Below are 18,958 nucleotides of genomic sequence, written 5' to 3'. Positions count from 1 at the left end.
GCATGGAAGACGTGGCTGCATGGACTCTATCGATTCGCTGGAACATACCGCCTGGCTCACCCACGAAGGGTGGCGGCTGCTGGCGTTCGCGATGGCCTCGCAAGTGCCTGAAGGCTTCGCCAATCTCGACGCCCGTGGCCAGTTGCCGCCTTCGGCCCTTGCCGAAACCCTGACAACTGCGCGCATGACCCACAGCTTTGCCCTGGCGCACCTCCAGGGTGTACCAGGCTGCCTGGCATTGGTGGCGCATGGCGTACGGGCCTTGCGCGGGCCGTTGCATGACGCCACGTACGGCGGTTGGTTCGATCGCCCGCAAGGGCAGGGTGGCAACGGCAAGGCGGCCTACCTGCATGCCTTCGTCGCGCTGGCCGCAAGCTCGGCAGTGGTAGCCGGTGCCAGCGGTGCGCAGGGTGTGCTGGAGGAGGCGATCCGGGTCATCGAGGAACGCTTTTGGAGCGAGGCAGAGGGGGCGTTGTGCGAGTCCTTTGCCAGCGACTGGCAGCAACCGGAAGCCTACCGTGGTGCCAACAGCAACATGCACGCCACCGAGGCCTTTCTCGCCCTGGCGGATGTGACCGGCGATGCGCTCTGGCTGCAGCGCGCCCTGCGCATCGTCGAGCGCATCATTCAAGGCCATGCGGCTGCCAGCGACTACCGCGTGGTCGAACATTTCGATGCGCACTGGCAACCGCTGCCTGAATACAATCAGGCCAACCCCACCGATCACTTCCGGCCTTATGGCGCGACACCTGGCCACGCGTTCGAATGGTCACGCCTGCTTCTGCACCTGGAGGCTGCACGGCACTTGGCCGGGTTGTCTACGCCGGCGTGGCTGCTGGCCAGTGCGCGAGCGCTGTTCGCCAACGCCTGCCGGCATGCCTGGAACGTCGATGGCGCCGAGGGCATCGTCTACACCCTGGGCTGGGACAACCAGCCCAGGGTGCGCGAGCGCCTGCACTGGGTGCATGCCGAAGCGTGCGCCAGTGCGGCAGCCTTGCTGCGGCGCACCGACGAGCAGCAGTATGCGGGCTGGTACCGCTGTTTCTGGGCATTCATCAACAGCCACTTCATCGACCGCGCCGGTGGAAGCTGGCACCACGAACTCGACCCTGGCAACCAGCCTGCAGCGGCTATCTGGGCAGGCAAGCCAGACCTCTATCACGCCTATCAGGCTGTGCTGTTGCCCACCTTGCCGTTGGCACCGAGCCTGGCGAGCGCACTGGCGCGCAATGTAACCAAACGATGACATTCACGCATCGCTTCGTTACCTGGCGCAGCGACCGCTCTGATTAGACTCCATGCAATGCAAGCGATCGACTTGCCCGGCATAACAACAAGAAAGGTATTCCGATGAATTCGACTCTCCGCCTCGCTGCCGCGATCTCCCTCGCCTCGTTGTTCCCGCTCAGTGCCCTCGCTGCCGACGCCAAAGGCAGTGTCGAAGTGGTGCACTGGTGGACCTCGGGTGGTGAAAAAGCGGCTGTCGATGTGCTCAAGGCCCAGGTCGAGAAGGATGGCTTCACCTGGAAGGATGGTGCAGTCGCCGGCGGTGGCGGCGCCACCGCCATGACCGTGCTCAAGAGCCGCGCCGTGGCCGGCAACCCGCCAGGCGTTGCCCAGATCAAGGGGCCCGACATTCAGGAGTGGGCCGCCACCGGCCTGCTCGACACGGATGTGCTCAAGGATGTCGCCAAAGAAGAGAAGTGGGACTCGCTGCTCGACAAGAAAGTCGCCGACACCGTGAAGTACGACGGTGACTACGTGGCCGTACCGGTGAACATCCACCGCATCAACTGGCTATGGATCAACCCCGACGTCTTCAAGAAAGCCGGCATCGACAAGGCGCCGACCACCCTCGACGAATTCTACGCCGCCGCCGACAAGCTCAAGGCCGCCGGCTTCATTGCGCTCGCCCATGGTGGCCAGCCTTGGCAGGACAGCACGGTGTTCGAAAGCGTGGTGCTGTCGGTGATGGGGGCGGACGGCTACAAGAAAGCCCTGGTCGACCTCGACGAAGCAACGCTGACCGGGCCGCAAATGGTCAAGTCGCTGACCGAGCTGAAGAAGGTCGCCACCTACATGGACCCTGACGGCAAAGGCCAGGACTGGAATCTGGAAGCGGCCAAGGTCATCAATGGCAAGGCCGGCATGCAGATCATGGGCGACTGGGCCAAGAGCGAGTGGACCCTGGCGCACAAGACCGCCGGCAAGGATTACCAGTGCGTCGCGTTCCCCGGTACCGACAAAGCGTTCCTGTACAACATCGATTCGCTGGTGGTGTTCAAGCAGAAGGACGCAGGCACGGCTGCCGGCCAGCAGGACATCGCCCGCAACGTGTTGGGTCAGGACTTCCAGAAGGTCTTCAGTACCAACAAAGGGTCGATCCCGGTGCGTAACGACATGCTTGCCGATATGGGCAAGTATGGCTTCGACGCCTGCGCGCAGACGTCTGCCAAGGACTTCCTGGCCGACGCCAAAAGCGGTGGCCTGCAACCTAGCATGGCGCACAACATGGCCACCACGCTGGCGGTGCAGGGCGCCTTCTTCGATGTGGTGACCAACTACATCAACGACCCCAAGGCCGACCCGGCCGATGCGGCGAAGAAGCTGGCGGCGGCGATCAAGTCGGCCCGGTAACCGATCCCCAAAGGTGTAAACCAGGCCCGCCCCCACGGGGGGCGGAGCTCTCAATCGTTTGGGAAGCAGATCATGACCACAACTACCGCGCAACTGCGGGCCTCACCCCTGGACGCTCTGCAGCGCTGGCTACCCAAACTGGTGCTGGCGCCGAGCATGTTCATCGTTCTGGTGGGCTTCTATGGCTACATCCTGTGGACCTTCATACTGTCCTTCACCACCTCGACCTTTCTGCCGACCTACAAGTGGGCGGGCCTGGCGCAATACGCCCGGTTGTTCGACAACGACCGCTGGTGGGTGGCCAGCAAGAACCTGTTGGTGTTCGGGGGCCTGTTCATTGGCATCAGCCTGGCCATCGGTGTCCTGCTGGCGGTGTTGCTCGACCAGCGCATACGCCGCGAGGGTTTCATCCGCACCATTTACCTCTACCCCATGGCGCTGTCGATGATCGTCACCGGCACCGCCTGGAAGTGGCTGCTCAACCCCGGCATGGGCCTGGACAAACTGCTGCGCGACTGGGGCTGGGAAGGCTTTCGCCTGGACTGGCTGATCGACCCCGACCGGGTGGTGTACTGCCTGGTGATCGCCGCCGTGTGGCAAGCCTCGGGCTTCATCATGGCAATGTTCCTCGCCGGCCTGCGTGGCGTCGACCAGTCGATCATCCGCGCCGCGCAGATGGACGGCGCCAGCCTGCCGCGCATCTACTGGACCGTAGTATTGCCAAGCCTGCGCCCGGTGTTCTTCAGCGCCGTGATGATCCTCTCGCACATCGCCATCAAGAGCTTCGACCTGGTGGCCGCGATGACCGCCGGTGGCCCGGGGTACTCGTCCGACCTGCCGGCGATGTTCATGTACTCGTTCACCTTCAGCCGCGGCCAGATGGGCATGGGCTCGGCCAGTGCCATCCTCATGCTCGGGGCGATCCTGGCGATCCTCCTGCCTTACCTGTATTCGGAGCTGCGGAGCAAACGCCATGCATAGCCCTGCCGAAAAACCGGCGTTGAGCATCAGCCGCATCGCCATCCACGCCGTGCTGCTGATTGCCGTGCTGCTGTACCTGGTGCCGCTGGTAGTCATGCTGCTGACCAGCTTCAAGACCCCCGAAGACATCAGCAGCGGCAACCTGTTGAGCTGGCCGACCGTGGTCAGTGGCGTCGGCTGGGTCAAGGCGTGGGGCACGGTCAACGGGTACTTCTGGAACTCGATCATGATCACCGTGCCCGCCGTGCTGATCTCCACGGCCATCGGTGCGCTCAACGGCTATGTGCTGTCGATGTGGCGCTTCCGGGGCTCGCAACTGTTCTTCGGCCTGCTGCTGTTCGGCTGCTTCCTGCCGTTCCAGACCGTGCTGCTGCCGGCCTCGTTCACCCTTGGCAAACTGGGCCTGGCCAGTACCACCAGCGGCCTGGTGCTGGTGCATGTGGTCTACGGCCTGGCCTTTACCACGCTGTTCTTTCGCAACTTCTACGTGAGCATCCCCGATGCGCTGGTCAAGGCTGCGCGCCTGGATGGTGCCGGGTTCTTCACCATCTTCCGGCGCATCATCCTGCCGATGTCGACACCGATCATCATGGTCTGCCTGATCTGGCAATTCACCCAGATCTGGAACGACTTCCTGTTCGGTGTGGTGTTCGCCAGTGGTGACTCGCAACCGATCACCGTGGCCCTGAACAACCTGGTCAACACCAGCACCGGGGCCAAGGAATACAACGTCGACATGGCGGCGGCAATGATCGCCGGCCTGCCAACCCTGCTGGTCTATGTGGTGGCAGGCAAGTATTTCGTCCGCGGCCTCACGGCCGGCGCCGTCAAGGGGTAAGTCATGGCAACGCTTGAACTTCGCAATGTGAACAAGACCTACGGTAGCGGCTTGCCGGACACCCTCAAGGACATCCAGCTGTCGATCAAGGACGGCGAGTTCCTGATCCTGGTCGGCCCCTCGGGCTGTGGCAAGTCGACCTTGATGAACTGCATCGCCGGCCTTGAGCAGATCACCGGCGGTGCCATCCTGATCGACGAGCAGGACGTCAGCGGCATGAGCCCCAAGGACCGTGACATCGCCATGGTGTTCCAGTCCTACGCGCTGTACCCGACCATGAGCGTGCGTGAGAACATCGAGTTCGGCCTGAAGATCCGCAAGATGCCCCAGGCCGCCATCGACGAGGAGGTGGCGCGGGTGGCCAAGCTGCTGCAGATCGAGCACCTGCTCTCACGCAAGCCTGCCCAGCTCTCCGGCGGCCAGCAGCAGCGCGTGGCCATGGGCCGGGCGCTGGCCCGGCGGCCGAAGATCTACCTGTTCGACGAGCCGTTGTCCAACCTCGACGCCAAGCTGCGGGTCGAGATGCGCACCGAAATGAAACTGATGCACCAGCGCCTGAAGACCACCACGGTGTACGTCACCCATGACCAGATCGAGGCCATGACCCTGGGCGACAAAGTGGCGGTGATGAAGGACGGCATCATCCAGCAGTTCGGCACCCCGCAGCAGATCTACAACGACCCGGCGAACCAGTTCGTCGCCAGTTTCATCGGTTCGCCACCGATGAACTTCATTCCGGTGCGCCTGGCTCGGCAGGACGGGCGCCTATTGGCCCTGCTCGACAGCGGCCAGGCGCGTTGCGAGCTGCCGTTGGGCGTGGCCGGCGCTGAACTGGACGGGCGCGAGATCATCCTCGGCATCCGCCCCGAGCAGATTGCCCTGGGCACGGGAGAGGGCAATGGCCTGCCCGGCATCCGCGCCGACGTCCAGGTTACCGAGCCCACCGGGCCGGACCTGCTGGTGTTCGTCACCCTCAACCAGACCAAGGTCTGCTGCCGCCTGGCGCCGGATGTGGCGTGCAAGGTCGGCGACAGCCTGAACCTGCAGTTCGACCCGGCACGGGTACTGCTGTTTGACGCCGCCAGCGGCGAACGCCTGAGCCTGGACAACGCCAACGCTTCAGTGAAGGACAACGTGACTCACTTCAAGAGCCGTTGAATCGTCTACACCATCAATAAGAAAAAAGAGGACGCAAAGGGATGGAACAGCGCAATCGCATCAGGACCTTGGGCTCACTGGCCTTGCTTGCCGTGGTTGGCAGCAGCGGGGCGCAAGCCGCCGAGGCCTTCTCCAGCGAGTCGAAATGGATGACCGGCGACTGGGGCGGTACCCGCACCGAGCTGCTGGACAAAGGCTATGACTTCACCCTCGACTACGTAGGCGAGGTGGCGGGCAACCTCAACGGCGGCTACAACGACGACAAGACCGCACGCTACAGCGACCAGTTTGCCCTGGGTGCGCACCTGGACCTGGAAAAGATCTTTGGCTGGCACGACACCGAGTTCAAGCTGGCGATCACCGAGCGCAGCGGCCGCAACCTGTCCAACGACCGCATCAGCGACCCGCGTGCCGGCCAGTTCAGTTCGGTACAGGAAGTGTGGGGCCGCGGCCAGACCTGGCGGCTGACCCAGATGTGGATCAAGCAGAAGTACTTCGACGGTGCCCTGGATGTGAAATTCGGCCGCTTCGGCGAGGGTGAAGACTTCAACAGCTTCCCCTGTGACTTCCAGAACCTGGCCTTCTGCGGCTCGCAGGTGGGCAACTGGGTGGGCGGCATCTGGTACAACTGGCCAGTCAGCCAGTGGGCGCTGCGGGTCAAGTACAACATCACGCCTGAGTTCTTCGTGCAGGTTGGCGCGTTCGAGCAGAACCCCTCGAACCTGGAAACCGGCAACGGCTTCAAGCTCAGCGGCAGCGGCACCAAGGGCGCGATCCTGCCGGTGGAGGCGGTCTGGTCACCCCAGGTCAACGGCCTGCCGGGCGAGTACCGCCTCGGCTACTACTACAGCACGGCGGATGCCGAAGACATCTACGAAGACGTCAATGGCAACCCGCAAGGCATCAGCGGCGCGGGCTTCAAGTCGCACTCCAGCAAACATGGCTGGTGGGTGGTTGCGCAGCAGCAGGTGACCGCCCAGGGCGGCGATGCCAGTCGTGGTCTCAGCCTGTTTGCCAACTTCACCGTGCACGACAAGGCCACCAACGTGGTCGACAACTACCAGCAGGTCGGGCTGGTGTACAAAGGCGCCTTCGATGCCCGGCCCAAGGACGATATCGGGTTTGGGATCGCCCGCATTCACGTCAACGACGATGTGAAGAAGCGTGCCGAGCAGCTCAATGCCCAGAGCGGCATCAATGATTACGACAACCCGGGCTTCGTGCCGCTACAGCGCACCGAGTACAACGCCGAGCTGTATTACGGCTTTCACGTCACCAACTGGCTGACCGTGCGCCCCAACCTGCAATACATCAAGAGCCCGGGCGGGGTGGATGAGGTGGACAACGCGCTGGTCGCTGGTTTGAAGATTCAGTCGTCATTCTGAGCACATTTGTTGTAAATTTACGCCAATCCAATTTCGGCTCCCGGCATCCACTGGCTTGCAGTGGTTGTCGGGGATAGGCCGAGACAGCGCTATCTCAAACAACAAGAGCTTGGAACCATGCCCGAACATCCGCTACATCGCTTCTTTTCCGCACAGCGGCCCAGGCCGACATTCGAGTGGGAGCGTTACCAGCAGCGCGATGTCCTGATCATCGACCACCCTCTCTGCCAGGCTGTGTTCAGCCGGCAGGGCGCGCAGCTGCTGCACTTTCAACCCGCTGGCGAAAAGCCCTGGTTGTGGTGCGCCGAGCAATGGCCGCAGGTGGGGGCGATTCGGGGTGGTGTGCCGGTGTGCTGGCCGTGGTACGGCCGCCACCCCAGCGAGGACCTGTGGCCGGCCCATGGCTGGGCGCGCCTGCTGGACTGGAAGCTGGTGGACAGCCGCGAGGACGAGGAGGGTGTGACACTGAAGTGGCGCCTGGACCTGTGCGACTGGCAGGTCGACCTGCATGCACGGCTTGGCAGCCGCATGGAACTGCGCCTGAGTACCGAGCACCAGGACAGCGAGCCGTGCCAGTTGAGCCATGCGCTGCTGGCTTACTGGCGTATCAGTGACGTGTCCGAGATAGCGCTGTCTGGGCTTGAGGATATCGAAGGCTACGACCGCCTGAGCCGGCAGGCCTGCCGCGAGGAAGGTGCGCTGAAGCTCAAGGGTGGCTGCCAGAAAGTCTATCCGGGTACCCCGCGGGTGCAGCTGCAGGACCCGGCCTGGCAGCGCGAACTGTGCATCGACACCGGTGACAGCGATGACACCGTGGTCTGGCACCCGGGCAACCGCCCGCTGATGGGCGTGACCGGTCGCGAGTGCCAGGGCTTCGTCTGTGTCGAAGCCGCCAGTGGCAGTGGCGAGGGCCTGAGCCTGGCCCCGGGGCAGCGCGCGCACTTGCGTTTGCAGGCGCACCGGCTCAGTTGAGTTCGTCGTCCTCGATCGGGTAACGGCTGGCGTTGAGGCTTTCCTTGATCTTGCGCAGGTGCGGCTGGAAGTCCACGCCGCGGCGCAGGGTCATGCCGGTGGCCAGCACGTCGAGCACGGTCAGTTGGATGATTCGCGAGGTCATCGGCATGTAGATGTCGGTGTCTTCCGGCAGTGGAATGTGCAGGCTCAGGCTGCAGGCCTGGGCCAGCGGCGAGCCGGCAGCGGTCAGGCCCAGTACCGAAGCGCCGTTTTCACGGGCCACGCGCGCCACCTCGACCAGCTCGCGGGTGCGCCCGGTGTAGGAGATGATCACGAACAGGTCGCCGGTGTGGGCCACCGAGGCCAGCATGCGTTGCATCAGCACGTCGGCGTGGGCCGACACCGCCAGGTTGAAGCGGAAGAACTTGTGCTGGGCATCCAGGGCCACCGGCGCCGAGGCGCCAAGGCCGAAGAAGTGGATCTGCCTGGCCTGGATCATCATGTCCACGGCGCGGCTGACCTGCTGCGGGTCGAGTTGCTGGCAGGCGCTGTCGAGCGAGGCGATGGCGCTGCCGAAAATCTTCTGGGTGTAGGCAGCAGGGTCGTCGTCGGCCTCGACGGCGCGGCTCACATAGGCAGCGCCACTGGCCAGGCTCTGCGCCAGCTGCAGCTTGAGCTCGGGGTAGCCGCTGACGCCGAACGACCGGCAGAAGCGGTTGACGGTCGGTTCGCTGACCTTGGCCGCCTGGGCCAGTGCAGCAATGCTGAAACGGGTGGCTTGTTGCGGGTTGAGCAGGATGACTTCGGCGACTTTGCGTTCGGCCTTGTTCAGCTCGTCGAGGCGTCCCTGGATCTGTTCCAGGAGGTTTCGCACGCGGTCCATGGGTGTGTCCTTGGGTCGGGAAGACAGCCGGCTGACGGAGCAGCGGGCCTTTTGCACGGTCGTCTATCGTACTGTCGGTGCGTGTGCCGCACCACTTGTCTGTAGTATTCGTCGGTAATGTTGTTAGTTTTACTACATTACCCCTTGAAAACCGTATGTGAAAGCGGTATTCCTAGACCAACTTTAGGAAAGAACCAACATCATGGCTGCGATCAGTGTCGAACCTTGCACCTTTGCCCTGTTTGGCGCCCTGGGCGACCTGGCATTGCGCAAGCTGTTTCCAGCGCTCTATCAGCTCGACCGTGCCAACCTGCTGCACCCGGACACCCGCCTGCTGGCGCTGGCACGCGAGAGCGGCAGCGCGCAGGAGCACCTGCACACCATCGAAGCGCACCTGCGTCGGCACGTCGCCGATGCCGACATCGAGCCCGCCGCGCTCGGCCGCTTCCTGGGCCGGCTGAGCTACCAGCATCTGGACTTCCTCCAGCCTGAGGGCTACCAGGCGCTGGCCGAGCAGTTGCCAGGCGAGTTGCCCTTGATTGCCTACTTCGCCACGGCGGCTGCAGTCTACGGCGCCATCTGCGAAAACCTCGACAGGGCCGGCCTGGCAGCGCGCACCCGCGTGGTGCTGGAAAAGCCGATCGGCCACGACCTGGAGTCGTCGCGCCGGGTCAACGATGCGGTGGCGCGGTTCTTCCCCGAGAGCCGGGTCTATCGCATCGACCATTACCTGGGCAAGGAGACGGTGCAGAACCTGATCGCGCTGCGCTTTGCCAACAGCCTGTTCGAAACCCAGTGGAACCAGAATTCCATCTCCCATGTGGAGATCACCGTGGCCGAAAAAGTCGGCATCGAAGGCCGCTGGGGCTATTTCGACAAGGCCGGCCAACTGCGCGACATGATCCAGAACCACTTGTTGCAGCTGCTGTGCCTGATTGCCATGGACCCGCCCAGCGAGCTCTCGGCCGACAGCATTCGTGACGAGAAGGTCAAGGTGCTCAAGGCGCTGGCGCCGATCACCGGCGATGGCTTGAGCACCCGTGTGGTGCGCGGCCAGTACATCGCCGGTTACAGCGACGGCAAGCCGGTGCCCGGCTACCTGGAAGAAGACAACGCCAACGCCCAGAGCGACACCGAGACCTTCGTCGCCCTGCGTGCCGATATCCGCAACTGGCGCTGGTCGGGCGTGCCGTTCTACCTGCGTACCGGCAAGCGCATGCCGCAGAAGCTGTCGCAGATCGTCATCCACTTCAAGGAAACCCCGCACTACATCTTCGCCCCGGAACAACGTTTGCAGGTCGGTAACAAGCTGATCATCCGCCTGCAACCGGACGAAGGCATTTCTTTACGGGTGATGACCAAGGAGCAAGGCCTGGACAAGGGCATGCAACTGCGCAGTGGCCCATTGCAGCTGAATTTTTCCGATGCCTGGCGCAGCGCGCGGATTCCGGATGCCTACGAACGCCTGTTGCTCGAGGTGATGCGCGGCAACCAGAACCTGTTCGTGCGCAAGGATGAAATCGAATATGCCTGGAAATGGTGCGACCAGTTGATCGCCGGCTGGCAAAGCGCAGGTGATGCGCCCAAGCCATACGCGGCGGGGTCCTGGGGGCCGATGAGCTCGATCGCACTGATCACACGAGACGGGAGGGCGTGGTATGGCGATATCTGAACTGCAATTGCCGGCGGCGGTAAAGGCGCATGAACTGGCCGATGGCAAGGCCCTGGCGGCAACGCTGGCCCGCGATGTGGCCGAGCGGTTGCGGGCGGCAATTGCCGCAAAAGGCCAGGCTTGCGTGGTGTTGTCCGGTGGGCGCAGCCCGGTGCCGTTTCTCGAGCGCTTGGCTGCCGAGGCGCTGGACTGGTCGAAAGTGACCGTAAGCCTGGCGGATGAGCGCTGGGTGCCGGTGGAGCATGCCGACAGCAACGCCGGCCTGCTGGCCCGTCACCTGCTCAAGGGCGCGGCGGCCAAGGCCCGCTTCATTGGCCTGTACCAGCAGGCCGAGAACCTGGAACTCGCGGCGGCCAACGCCGATCAGGCACTGGCAGACCTGCCGGCCATCGACGTGCTGGTGCTGGGCATGGGCGACGATGGCCATACCGCCTCGCTGTTCCCCAGCAGCCCCAAACTGGACGACGGCCTGGCCGCCAGCAGCCCACGCCGCTGCCTGCCGATGCTGGCGCCCAGCGTGCCGCACCAGCGCCTGTCGATGACCCGCGCGTTGCTGGCCAGTGCTGGCTTCATCGCGCTGGCCGTGCAAGGCCCGAACAAACTCGCTACCCTGCGCGCCGCGCTGGCGGGCAATGACCTTACCGAAATGCCGATACGCGCCTTTCTCCACGACCCCCTGGACATCTACTGGTGCCCATGAGCCAAGGATCCACAGTCATGACCACCCTTGAACGCCCACAGACTCTGCTCTCGATGGCCGACAAAGCCGCCCGGATCGACGCGATCTGCGACAAGGCGCGCATCCTGCCGGTGATCACCATCGCCCGTGAGCAAGACATCCTGCCGCTGGCCGACGCGCTGGCCGCAGGTGGCATTCGTACCCTTGAGGTGACCCTGCGCTCCCAGCACGGCCTGAAGGCGATCCAGGTGCTGCGCGAACAGCGACCAGAGCTGTGCATCGGTGCGGGTACCGTACTCGACCGCAGCATGTTCGCGGCGGTCGAAGCGGCTGGTGCGCAGTTCGTGGTCACCCCAGGCATCACCCAGGACATTCTCCAGGCGGGTGTCGACAGCGACATCCCGCTGCTGCCGGGCATCAGTACGCCGTCCGAAATCATGATGGGCTACGCCCTGGGCTACCGTCGGTTCAAGTTGTTCCCGGCGGAAATCAGCGGTGGCGTGGCAGCGATCAAGGCGTTTGGCGGCCCGTTCGGCGACATCCGCTTCTGCCCGACTGGCGGGGTGAACCCGGCCAATGTGCGCAACTACATGGCGTTGCCCAATGTGATGTGTGTGGGGGGTACCTGGATGCTCGACAGTAGCTGGATCAAGAACGGCGATTGGGCGCGGATCGAAGCGTGCAGTGCCGAGGCGATTGCGCTGCTGGACTGAAACTGAATGTGTTGTGTGCTTTACGGCTTATGGGGCGCTTGGTCGGCGCCCCTTTTTTTTGCCTGCAGGTTTGGTGTTGCCGGTGCTGGCCTCTTCGCGGGGCAAGCCCGCTCCCACAGATAATTGACAGCCCAACAGGTAATTCCCAGTGCCACAGGTTCTGTGGGAGCGGGCTTGCCCCGCGAAAGGGCCAGTTCGGGCAATAAAAAAGCCCGCATCAAGGATGCGGGCTCTTGGCCATCAAACCGCAGCTTACGCCGCCTTGGCCTCTTGCTGGCTCAGCGAGCGGTTCAGCGCACTGAACAATGCCTTGAAGCTGGCGGTGGTGATGTTCTCGTCGATGCCCACACCATGCACCGGGCGGCCGCCGGCTACTCGCAGTTCGATGTAGGCCGCCGCCTTGGCGTTGGTGCCGGCGCCGATGGCATGCTCGTTGTAATCCATGATCTCCACGGCAATCGGCAAGCCAGCCACCAGGGCTTCCAGGGCGCCATTGCCCTTGCCGCGCCAGTGCAGGGTGGTTTCGCCTTCACCAGCGACTTCCACTTCCACGGCGCTGTGGCCGTTTTCTTCCTGCAGGCGGTGGCTGACCAGTGCATACGGGGCGTTGGCCTGGAGGTACTCTTTCTGCAGCAGGCTGTAGATCTGCTTGGCAGTCATTTCCAGGCCCAGGCGGTCGGTTTCACCCTGGACCACCTGGCTGAATTCGATCTGCATGCGGCGTGGCAGGCTGATGCCGTATTCCTGTTCGAGCAGGTAGGTGATGCCGCCTTTGCCCGACTGGCTGTTGACGCGGATCACCGCCTCGTAGCTGCGGCCGATGTCGGCCGGGTCGATCGGCAGGTACGGCACTTCCCACAGCTCGCCTTCCTGTTGCTTGGCGAAGCCTTTGCGGATTGCGTCCTGGTGCGAGCCGGAGAACGCAGTGTGAACCAGGTCGCCGACATACGGATGACGCGGGTGCACCGGCAACTGGTTGCACTCTTCGACTACCTTGCGCACGCCATCGATGTCGGAGAAGTCCAGTTGTGGGTCGATGCCTTGGGTATAGAGGTTCAGTGCCAAGGTCACCAGGTCGACGTTGCCGGTACGCTCGCCGTTGCCGAACAGGCAGCCTTCGGCGCGGTCGGCGCCGGCCATCAGGCCCAGCTCGGTGGCGGCGATGCCGGTGCCACGGTCGTTGTGGCAGTGCAGGCTGATGATCACGCTGTCACGGCGGCTGATGTTGCGGCAGAACCACTCGATCTGGTCGGCGTAGATGTTTGGCGTGGCGACTTCCACGGTGGCTGGCAGGTTGAGGATGAGCTTGTGCTCAGGGGTTGGGTTCCACACTTCAATGACCGCGTCGCAGACTTCCTTGGCGAACTCCAGCTCGGTGGCGCTGAAGGTCTCGGGCGAGTACTGGAAGGTCCACTGGGTGTCCGGCTGCTGGGCAGCATACTTGACGAACAGTTTGGCCGCGTTCACGGCGATGTCCTTCACGCCTTGCTTGTCCTGGTTGAAGACGATGCGGCGGAACGACGGGCTGGTCGCGTTGTACAGGTGGACAATGGCCTTTTTGGCCCCACGCAGCGATTCGAAGGTACGGGCGATCAGGTCTTCACGGGCCTGGGTGAGCACCTGGATGGTGGTGTCGTCCGGGATGTGGCCGTCTTCGATCAGGGTACGCACGAAGTCGAAGTCGGTTTGCGAAGCGGACGGGAACGAGGCTTCGATCTCCTTCACGCCAACCTGCACCAAGGTCTTCCAGAAACGCAGCTTCTTCTCCGCATCCATCGGCTCGATCAGCGACTGGTTGCCATCACGCAGGTCGGAGCTGCACCAGATCGGCGCTGCTGTGATGGTTTTCGATGGCCAGGTGCGATCAGGCAGGTCGATGGTCGGGAAGGCGCGGTATTTCTTCGAAGGGTCTTTGAGCATGGTCATGGAAGCAATCCTTTTGTATGCGGCCGAGATCGGGCCTGCCGAGCAATAACGAGATGAAGAGGCGAGGCGACGCGATTCAACCTGGTAGTCGTGCGCTGACCAGGCAGAGGCTGCGATGTTGTCGGAGCAGAATGAGGGTGCTGGAGGTTTTCATGCTTCAACCCTAAGCCAGCGGGGTGAGGGATGGCAAGTGTTCGCGAAAAATTGAGAGGAATGCTTAAAAAAAGCTGGATTGCGAGATTTTGTAGCGCTTATTGCTGAGAGGCTTTCAGGTTTTTGCGCTGTAGGTTTTGATGGCGCAAGACAAGGGAAGTGGGGTGTCAGCGCGGGCTTCTTCGCGGGTAACCCCGCGAAGAAGCCCGCCTTATCAGGGCTGGAATGCACCAATGAAGATGGCCGGGTCCACCCGCGCATCATTCAGGCTGACATTCCAGTGCATGTGCGGCCCGGTAGCCCGCCCGGTCGAGCCAACCCGGCCAACCACCTCACCGCGGCGCAGCGCCTGCCCCACGGCCACATCGATTTTCGACATGTGGCAGAACATGCTGATGAAGCCCTGGCCATGGTCGACGAACACGGTACGGCCGTTGAAGAAATAATCACCCACCAAGATCACTTTGCCATTGGCCGGGGTCTTGATGGGCGTACCGGCGGGCACGGCGAAGTCCAGGCCGGCATGCGGGTTGCGCTCTTCGCCATTGAAGAAGCGGCGCACGCCGAACTTGCTCGACAGCGGGCCGTTGACCGGCTTGTCGAGAATCAGGTTGCTCGGCAGGGCCGGGCTGAAGCTGCGGTAGGCCTTGATCTGTTCGGCCAGTTCGCCCTCGATGCGCTTGAGGTCGGCCGGGTTCGGGTTGACCTGCCGCGTGTTCTTCAGGGTGATGCGCTGCTCGGGGTACTTCTTGCTCGCGACCGTGAAGGGCAGGCTGCGGCCGCCCTGGCTCAGTACGGCGGTGCCGGGCTTCTGGGTCAGCGGGATGCCGACGATCGCCAGCCAGTTGTCCTGTTCCTTGACCACCAGCACCGGCTTGCCGTCAAAGCGCGCATTCGGCGCCGTGCTGGCAGGCCCCAGGTCAACCACTGCCACGCCACCGGGCACCGGCTTGTTCAAGGTACGGGTGATGTAGCTGGCCTGGGCGCCGCAGGCCAGCAACAGCAGGGAAAGGGCGAGCAGGGGCGCGAACAGGCGGGGCATGGGTCAGTCCAGTAGTGAGAGGGTAACGGGCGTCAGGTGGTTGTCTTCGACCCGCACCTGCAGTTCGCCTTCATTCAGGCGAGCGGTCAGACGCTGGCCGTTGTGGGTCTGCTCGGCGCTGCGGATGGCCTGGCCGCGCTCATCGAGCAGGATGCTGTAGCCGCGGGCGAGGGTGGCCAGCGGGCTGACCACTTGCAGCGTTTGCAGTTGGGCCTGGAAGCGCTGGCGGCGGTCCTTGAGCACCTCGCGCATGGCCCGGGGCAGGCGTTCGGCAAGGCTGTCCAGGCGCTGGTTCAGCAGCTTCAGGGTGCGCCCCGGGTGCTGCGCGGCCAGGCGGGTATCAAGGCGCCCCAGGCGCTCGCGGCGCTGGTTGAGGTTGCCGAGGAAAGCGCGACGCAGGCGCATGTCCAGATCGTCCAGGCGCTGGGCCTGCTGGCGCAGGCGCTCGCCTGGGTGGCGCAGGCGCCGGGCCAGCGACTCCACGCGCAGGCGGTCGTGGCTCAGGCGGTTCTGCATGCGCAGCAGCAGGCGCCGCTGCAGGCTGTCGAGGCGGTGCTGCAAGCCACTGTTGTCGGGGGCCAGCAGTTCGGCGGCGGCGGACGGGGTGGGCGCGCGGACGTCGGCGACGAAATCGCAGATCGACACGTCGGTCTCATGGCCGACGGCACTGACGATAGGCGTGACACAGGCGGCCACGGCGCGGGCCACGGCTTCTTCGTTGAAGCTCCACAGGTCTTCCAGCGAGCCGCCGCCGCGTGCCAGGATCAGCGCATCGAAACCAAGGCTGTCGGCCAGTTGCACGGCGCGCACGATCTGGGCGATGGATTCGCGGCCCTGCACGGCTGTGGGTATCAGGTTCAGCTCGACTTGCGGGGCGCGGCGGCCGAATACGCTGATGATGTCGCGGATCACCGCGCCCGTGGGCGAGGTGATGATGCCGATGCGTTGCGGATGTGCCGGCAGCGGTTTCTTGCGTTCGGCGCTGAACAGGCCCTCGGCGCCGAGTTTCTCTTTCAGTGCTTCGAACGCCAGGCGCAGCGCACCGTCACCGGCCGCTTCGACGGTGTCGAGGATCAGTTGGTAATCGCCACGCCCTTCGAACAGCGAGACTTTGCCGCGCACCCGCACCGCCAGGCCGTCACGCAGGGCCTGGCGGACCCGCGTGGCGTTCTGGCGGAACAGCGCGCAGCGCACCTGGGCGCCGCTGTCCTTGAGGGTGAAGTACATGTGGCCGGAGGCCGGGCGGGCGAGGTTGGAAATCTCGCCTTCCACCCAGACGCTGCGGAACACGTCTTCCAGCAGCACCCGGGCGCGGCCGTTGAGCTGGCTGACGGTGAGGACCTCGCGGTCCAGGCCGAGTCGTTCGAAAGGGTCTCTGATCATGGCGGGCATCATAAAGGACATCGGGGGCGGTTGTCTGTGTTGGGGCTGGGGTTGGGGCTGGGAGGATTGGAGGGGGTGGGGCTGCCAGGTGCAGGGCGCCGAATAACCACCGTCATGCACTACGGGCCCCCATCACCCCCCCCAACATCGCCGCCAAAAACTGCCGCACCATCACCCCCGCATCGCGCCTGCAGGCCAATGCCACGGTACTCTCACAAGGCTCCCCCAACCCCACGAATCTGACCGATGCCGGCGCAATATCACGCATGCATTCAGGCAATAGCGCCACCCCGAACCCCGCCTGAATCAGCTGTAATTGCGTGGTCTTGCGTGAAACCACCTGGGCCGCCTGCGGGAAGAACCCAGCCTCCATGCACAACGACGCCGACAGGTAGCTCAAACCGCCACGATCACGGTGCGGGATAGAGATGAACCGCTCCCCACGCAACTGCTCCAGTCGCACGACTGCCTCTTCAGCCAAAGGGTGTCCCGCCGCAACGGCCAGCAACAACGGCTCGCTGAACAGCTCATGCAGCACCACCCCCTCATGCTGGCGCAGCACCGGCAGCCGCAGCAGGCCGATATCCAGCCGCCCAGCGGCAATATCCTCCAGCTGCGCCTCCGACGACTGCTGCGCGATTTCCAGCGAGATCCCTGGGTGGCCCTGCAAGTAACAGCCCAGGCGAGCCAGCAGCGGCCCGGTCAGCGGCACGGTACTGGAATGGTTCAGGCGCAAGCTGCCTTGCAAGCCATCCCCCACGTCACGGGTGATACGCTCAGCGTGCGCCAGGTCGGCCAGCAAGCGGCGGGCACGCTGCAAAAAGGCGTCCCCAGCAAGCGTCAGCCGTGGCCGCCGGGCGGTACGTTCGAACAACGGCGTACCCAAGTGCTGCTCCAGCTCCTTGATCTGCCGGCTCAGCGCCGATTGGGCGATATACAGCCGCTCGGCGGCAACGCTGAAGCTACCGCTTTCAGCGATCTCCACGAAGTAACGCAACTGGCGGATCGACGTCATGTCATGCCTTTTCGAGATAGGTAATGGCGAAAAGGCATATTAGTCGGCATGGCTCATGGCTGGCTAACCTTTGCATGACCTTCCAGGAACACACGCCATGCTCACCCAGTTGCCATTCTCCGGCCTCGATTGGCTGCCCATCCTGCTCGGTGTCGGCCTGGCCTACATCGTCTTCGGCATTGCCGGTTTCGGCACCGCGCTGGTGGCCGGCCCGGTGCTGATCCACTTCATGCCGCTGTCGCGCATCATCCCGCTGTTGGTGTTGCTGGACTTCGTGGCGGCCTTTGGCAACCTGCTGCCGTCGCGCCGGGATGTCGTGCGTGGCGAACTGCTGCGTCTACTGCCCTTCATGGCGATAGGCTGCACCCTGGGCGTGGTGTTTCTGCTGCGGCTCAAGGCTGACGTGTTGCTGTTGCTGATGGGGTTGTTCGTCAGCGCCTATGCGGTCTATGGCTTGGCGGTGAGGGTGCGCCCGGCGAACCTTTCAGGCTTCTGGGCGGTGCCCATGGGCACGGTGGGGGGCTTGTTCGGTGCGTTGTTCGGCAGTGGCGGGTTTCTCTATGCCCTTTATCTGAGCGCGCGCCTGGAGGCGAAAGAGCAGGTGCGCGCTACCCAGAGCGCGTTGATCAGTTGCAGCACCGTGGTGCGCCTGTCGCTGTTTCTGATTGCCGGGGTCTACGCCGACAGCAGCCTGCTGTTGCTCGCTGCCTGCCTGTTGCCGGTGATGTTCGTCGGCCTGTGGGTCGGGCGCCGGCTGACCCTGAAGCTGTCCCGCGAGGCTTTTGTGCGCCTGGTCACCTGGCTGGTGCTGGCCAGCGGCTTGGCCATGATCGGTCGCTACCTGAGCCTGTGAGCGGTAGAATTGCTGCATTACCGCAGTTCGCAGGCTTGCCTCCTTAATGAACACCCAGAGCATCATCGTCCCCAAGCTTTCCACCGTCCCGGCTCACGAGGCCCGCGCCCGGGCGATCGTGCGCTGGCTGGTGCGCGAGAAAGTCATCGAGGAACAACTCACCACCTGCGGTCGCACCGGCAACCGCATGGGCCATGCCCTGGCCGACGGTGCGCGCAAGGTGGCCCTGCACCCGGACAAACTGCCGTTCGGCGAACAAGCCAACGGCCTGGAGATCATGCTCAAGCGCTGCATCTACACCCCGACCAACGGTTTTCTCGAAGAAGCCGGCTGCCCGGAGTGCCGGCGCGAGGTCGGCGAGCCGTTGTTCGAGAGCCTGGAAGAGTGGATGCCAGGGGTCAGTGACAACTTCACCTGCCCGCTGTGCGGCTTCGAAGACGACATCAACGGCTTTCTTTACCTGCAGCCATGTGCCTTTTCCAACCTGGGGTTCATCTTCAACAACTGGGGCGAGGCCGGGTTCACCCAGGCCTTTCTCGACAGCTTCGCCGACTGGCTGGACCAGCCAGTGGCCGTGGTGCAGGTAAAACTGCCACAAGGCTGACCGAAGGCCCTTATTTTGCATTGAGCGGCGCGCCGTGGATGAGTATAATGGCGCGCTTCCATTTTTCCCGCCCGGGAGCCCC

The 18,958-nt window shown here is 63.8% G+C and carries 17 protein-coding genes; 12 read left to right on the top strand and 5 right to left on the bottom strand.

The features are described from left to right. Nucleotides 1–19 precede the first annotated feature (19 nt). The 7 genes from DJ563_RS15965 to DJ563_RS15935 all read left to right on the top strand — a co-directional run bounded on the left by DJ563_RS15965 (nucleotide 20) and on the right by DJ563_RS15935 (nucleotide 7,971). Nucleotides 20–1,246 carry an AGE family epimerase/isomerase gene (locus DJ563_RS15965; RefSeq protein ID WP_434518017.1) on the top strand — a complete coding sequence of 409 codons (1,227 nt, stop codon included), beginning with the start codon at nucleotides 20–22 and terminating at the stop codon, nucleotides 1,244–1,246. Nucleotides 1,247–1,350: 104 nt separating this feature from the next. After that, nucleotides 1,351–2,637 carry an ABC transporter substrate-binding protein gene (locus DJ563_RS15960; protein WP_274098112.1) on the top strand — a complete coding sequence of 429 codons (1,287 nt, stop codon included), beginning with the start codon at nucleotides 1,351–1,353 and terminating at the stop codon, nucleotides 2,635–2,637. Nucleotides 2,638–2,709: 72 nt separating this feature from the next. After that, complete coding sequence (locus DJ563_RS15955) at nucleotides 2,710–3,618, top strand: carbohydrate ABC transporter permease (protein ID WP_434518016.1); 909 nt, start codon at nucleotides 2,710–2,712, stop codon at nucleotides 3,616–3,618. Next, on the top strand, nucleotides 3,611–4,456 hold the full coding sequence (locus tag DJ563_RS15950) for a carbohydrate ABC transporter permease (RefSeq protein WP_274098110.1): 846 nt from the start codon (nucleotides 3,611–3,613) through the stop codon (nucleotides 4,454–4,456). The genes DJ563_RS15955 and DJ563_RS15950 overlap by 8 nt, the downstream gene beginning before the upstream one ends. Before the next feature lie 3 nt (nucleotides 4,457–4,459). Continuing rightward, nucleotides 4,460–5,614: an ABC transporter ATP-binding protein gene (locus DJ563_RS15945; protein ID WP_434518015.1), complete on the top strand. Its 1,155-nt coding sequence runs from the start codon at nucleotides 4,460–4,462 to the stop codon at nucleotides 5,612–5,614. Nucleotides 5,615–5,655: 41 nt separating this feature from the next. Beyond that, on the top strand, nucleotides 5,656–6,999 hold the full coding sequence (locus tag DJ563_RS15940; protein WP_434518014.1) for a carbohydrate porin: 1,344 nt from the start codon (nucleotides 5,656–5,658) through the stop codon (nucleotides 6,997–6,999). Nucleotides 7,000–7,116: 117 nt separating this feature from the next. Further along, the gene (locus tag DJ563_RS15935; RefSeq protein ID WP_047581462.1) at nucleotides 7,117–7,971 is read left to right on the top strand and encodes a D-hexose-6-phosphate mutarotase; all 855 of its coding nucleotides are present in this window, start codon (nucleotides 7,117–7,119) and stop codon (nucleotides 7,969–7,971) included. Here DJ563_RS15935 and hexR read toward each other — a convergent pair. Next, nucleotides 7,964–8,827: a DNA-binding transcriptional regulator HexR gene (gene hexR, locus DJ563_RS15930; protein WP_172960401.1), complete on the bottom strand. Its 864-nt coding sequence runs from the start codon at nucleotides 8,825–8,827 to the stop codon at nucleotides 7,964–7,966. The two genes, DJ563_RS15935 and hexR, sit on opposite strands and share 8 nt — an antisense overlap. A gap of 211 nt (nucleotides 8,828–9,038) precedes the next feature. Here hexR and zwf point away from each other — a divergent pair, with 211 nt between their 5' ends. The 3 genes from zwf to DJ563_RS15915 are packed head-to-tail and all read left to right on the top strand — an operon-like array spanning nucleotide 9,039 to nucleotide 11,900. Continuing rightward, nucleotides 9,039–10,508 carry a glucose-6-phosphate dehydrogenase gene (gene zwf, locus DJ563_RS15925; RefSeq protein WP_033701019.1) on the top strand — a complete coding sequence of 490 codons (1,470 nt, stop codon included), beginning with the start codon at nucleotides 9,039–9,041 and terminating at the stop codon, nucleotides 10,506–10,508. Beyond that, nucleotides 10,495–11,208 carry a 6-phosphogluconolactonase gene (pgl, locus tag DJ563_RS15920; protein ID WP_434518013.1) on the top strand — a complete coding sequence of 238 codons (714 nt, stop codon included), beginning with the start codon at nucleotides 10,495–10,497 and terminating at the stop codon, nucleotides 11,206–11,208. Before zwf ends, pgl begins: the two co-directional genes overlap by 14 nt. Before the next feature lie 17 nt (nucleotides 11,209–11,225). Beyond that, complete coding sequence (locus DJ563_RS15915) at nucleotides 11,226–11,900, top strand: bifunctional 4-hydroxy-2-oxoglutarate aldolase/2-dehydro-3-deoxy-phosphogluconate aldolase (RefSeq protein ID WP_033701015.1); 675 nt, start codon at nucleotides 11,226–11,228, stop codon at nucleotides 11,898–11,900. Nucleotides 11,901–12,152: 252 nt separating this feature from the next. On the opposite strand, the gene leuA is transcribed toward DJ563_RS15915, so the two are convergent. The 4 genes from leuA to DJ563_RS15895 all read right to left on the bottom strand — a co-directional run bounded on the left by leuA (nucleotide 12,153) and on the right by DJ563_RS15895 (nucleotide 17,419). Then, a complete protein-coding gene (gene leuA, locus DJ563_RS15910) occupies nucleotides 12,153–13,826 on the bottom strand; it encodes a 2-isopropylmalate synthase (RefSeq protein WP_033701014.1) in 1,674 nt (557 codons plus the stop codon). 367 nt (nucleotides 13,827–14,193) lie between these two features. After that, nucleotides 14,194–15,021 carry a peptidoglycan DD-metalloendopeptidase family protein gene (locus DJ563_RS15905; RefSeq protein ID WP_434518012.1) on the bottom strand — a complete coding sequence of 276 codons (828 nt, stop codon included), beginning with the start codon at nucleotides 15,019–15,021 and terminating at the stop codon, nucleotides 14,194–14,196. Nucleotides 15,022–15,024: 3 nt separating this feature from the next. Then, the gene (xseA, locus tag DJ563_RS15900; protein ID WP_033701011.1) at nucleotides 15,025–16,404 is read right to left on the bottom strand and encodes an exodeoxyribonuclease VII large subunit; all 1,380 of its coding nucleotides are present in this window, start codon (nucleotides 16,402–16,404) and stop codon (nucleotides 15,025–15,027) included. Between the two features lie 112 nt (nucleotides 16,405–16,516). Then, nucleotides 16,517–17,419 (bottom strand): LysR family transcriptional regulator, encoded by a 903-nt coding sequence (locus DJ563_RS15895; RefSeq protein ID WP_434518011.1) that lies wholly within the window; start codon nucleotides 17,417–17,419, stop codon nucleotides 16,517–16,519. Between the two features lie 97 nt (nucleotides 17,420–17,516). Between DJ563_RS15895 and DJ563_RS15890 the strand changes: the two genes are divergently transcribed. Then, entirely contained in the window at nucleotides 17,517–18,272 is a 756-nt protein-coding gene (locus DJ563_RS15890) for a sulfite exporter TauE/SafE family protein (protein ID WP_434518010.1), read from the top strand. Between the two features lie 46 nt (nucleotides 18,273–18,318). After that, nucleotides 18,319–18,876 (top strand): hypothetical protein, encoded by a 558-nt coding sequence (locus DJ563_RS15885; protein WP_033701006.1) that lies wholly within the window; start codon nucleotides 18,319–18,321, stop codon nucleotides 18,874–18,876. Nucleotides 18,877–18,958 lie beyond the last annotated feature (82 nt).

Origin of the sequence: Pseudomonas sp. NFX1 (assembly GCF_051123555.1) — a bacterium.
GTDB lineage: Bacteria > Pseudomonadota > Gammaproteobacteria > Pseudomonadales > Pseudomonadaceae > Aquipseudomonas > Aquipseudomonas capeferrum.
The sequence above is the reverse complement of the archived record's forward strand: the minus strand, read 5'-3'. Positions and strand labels throughout refer to the sequence as shown.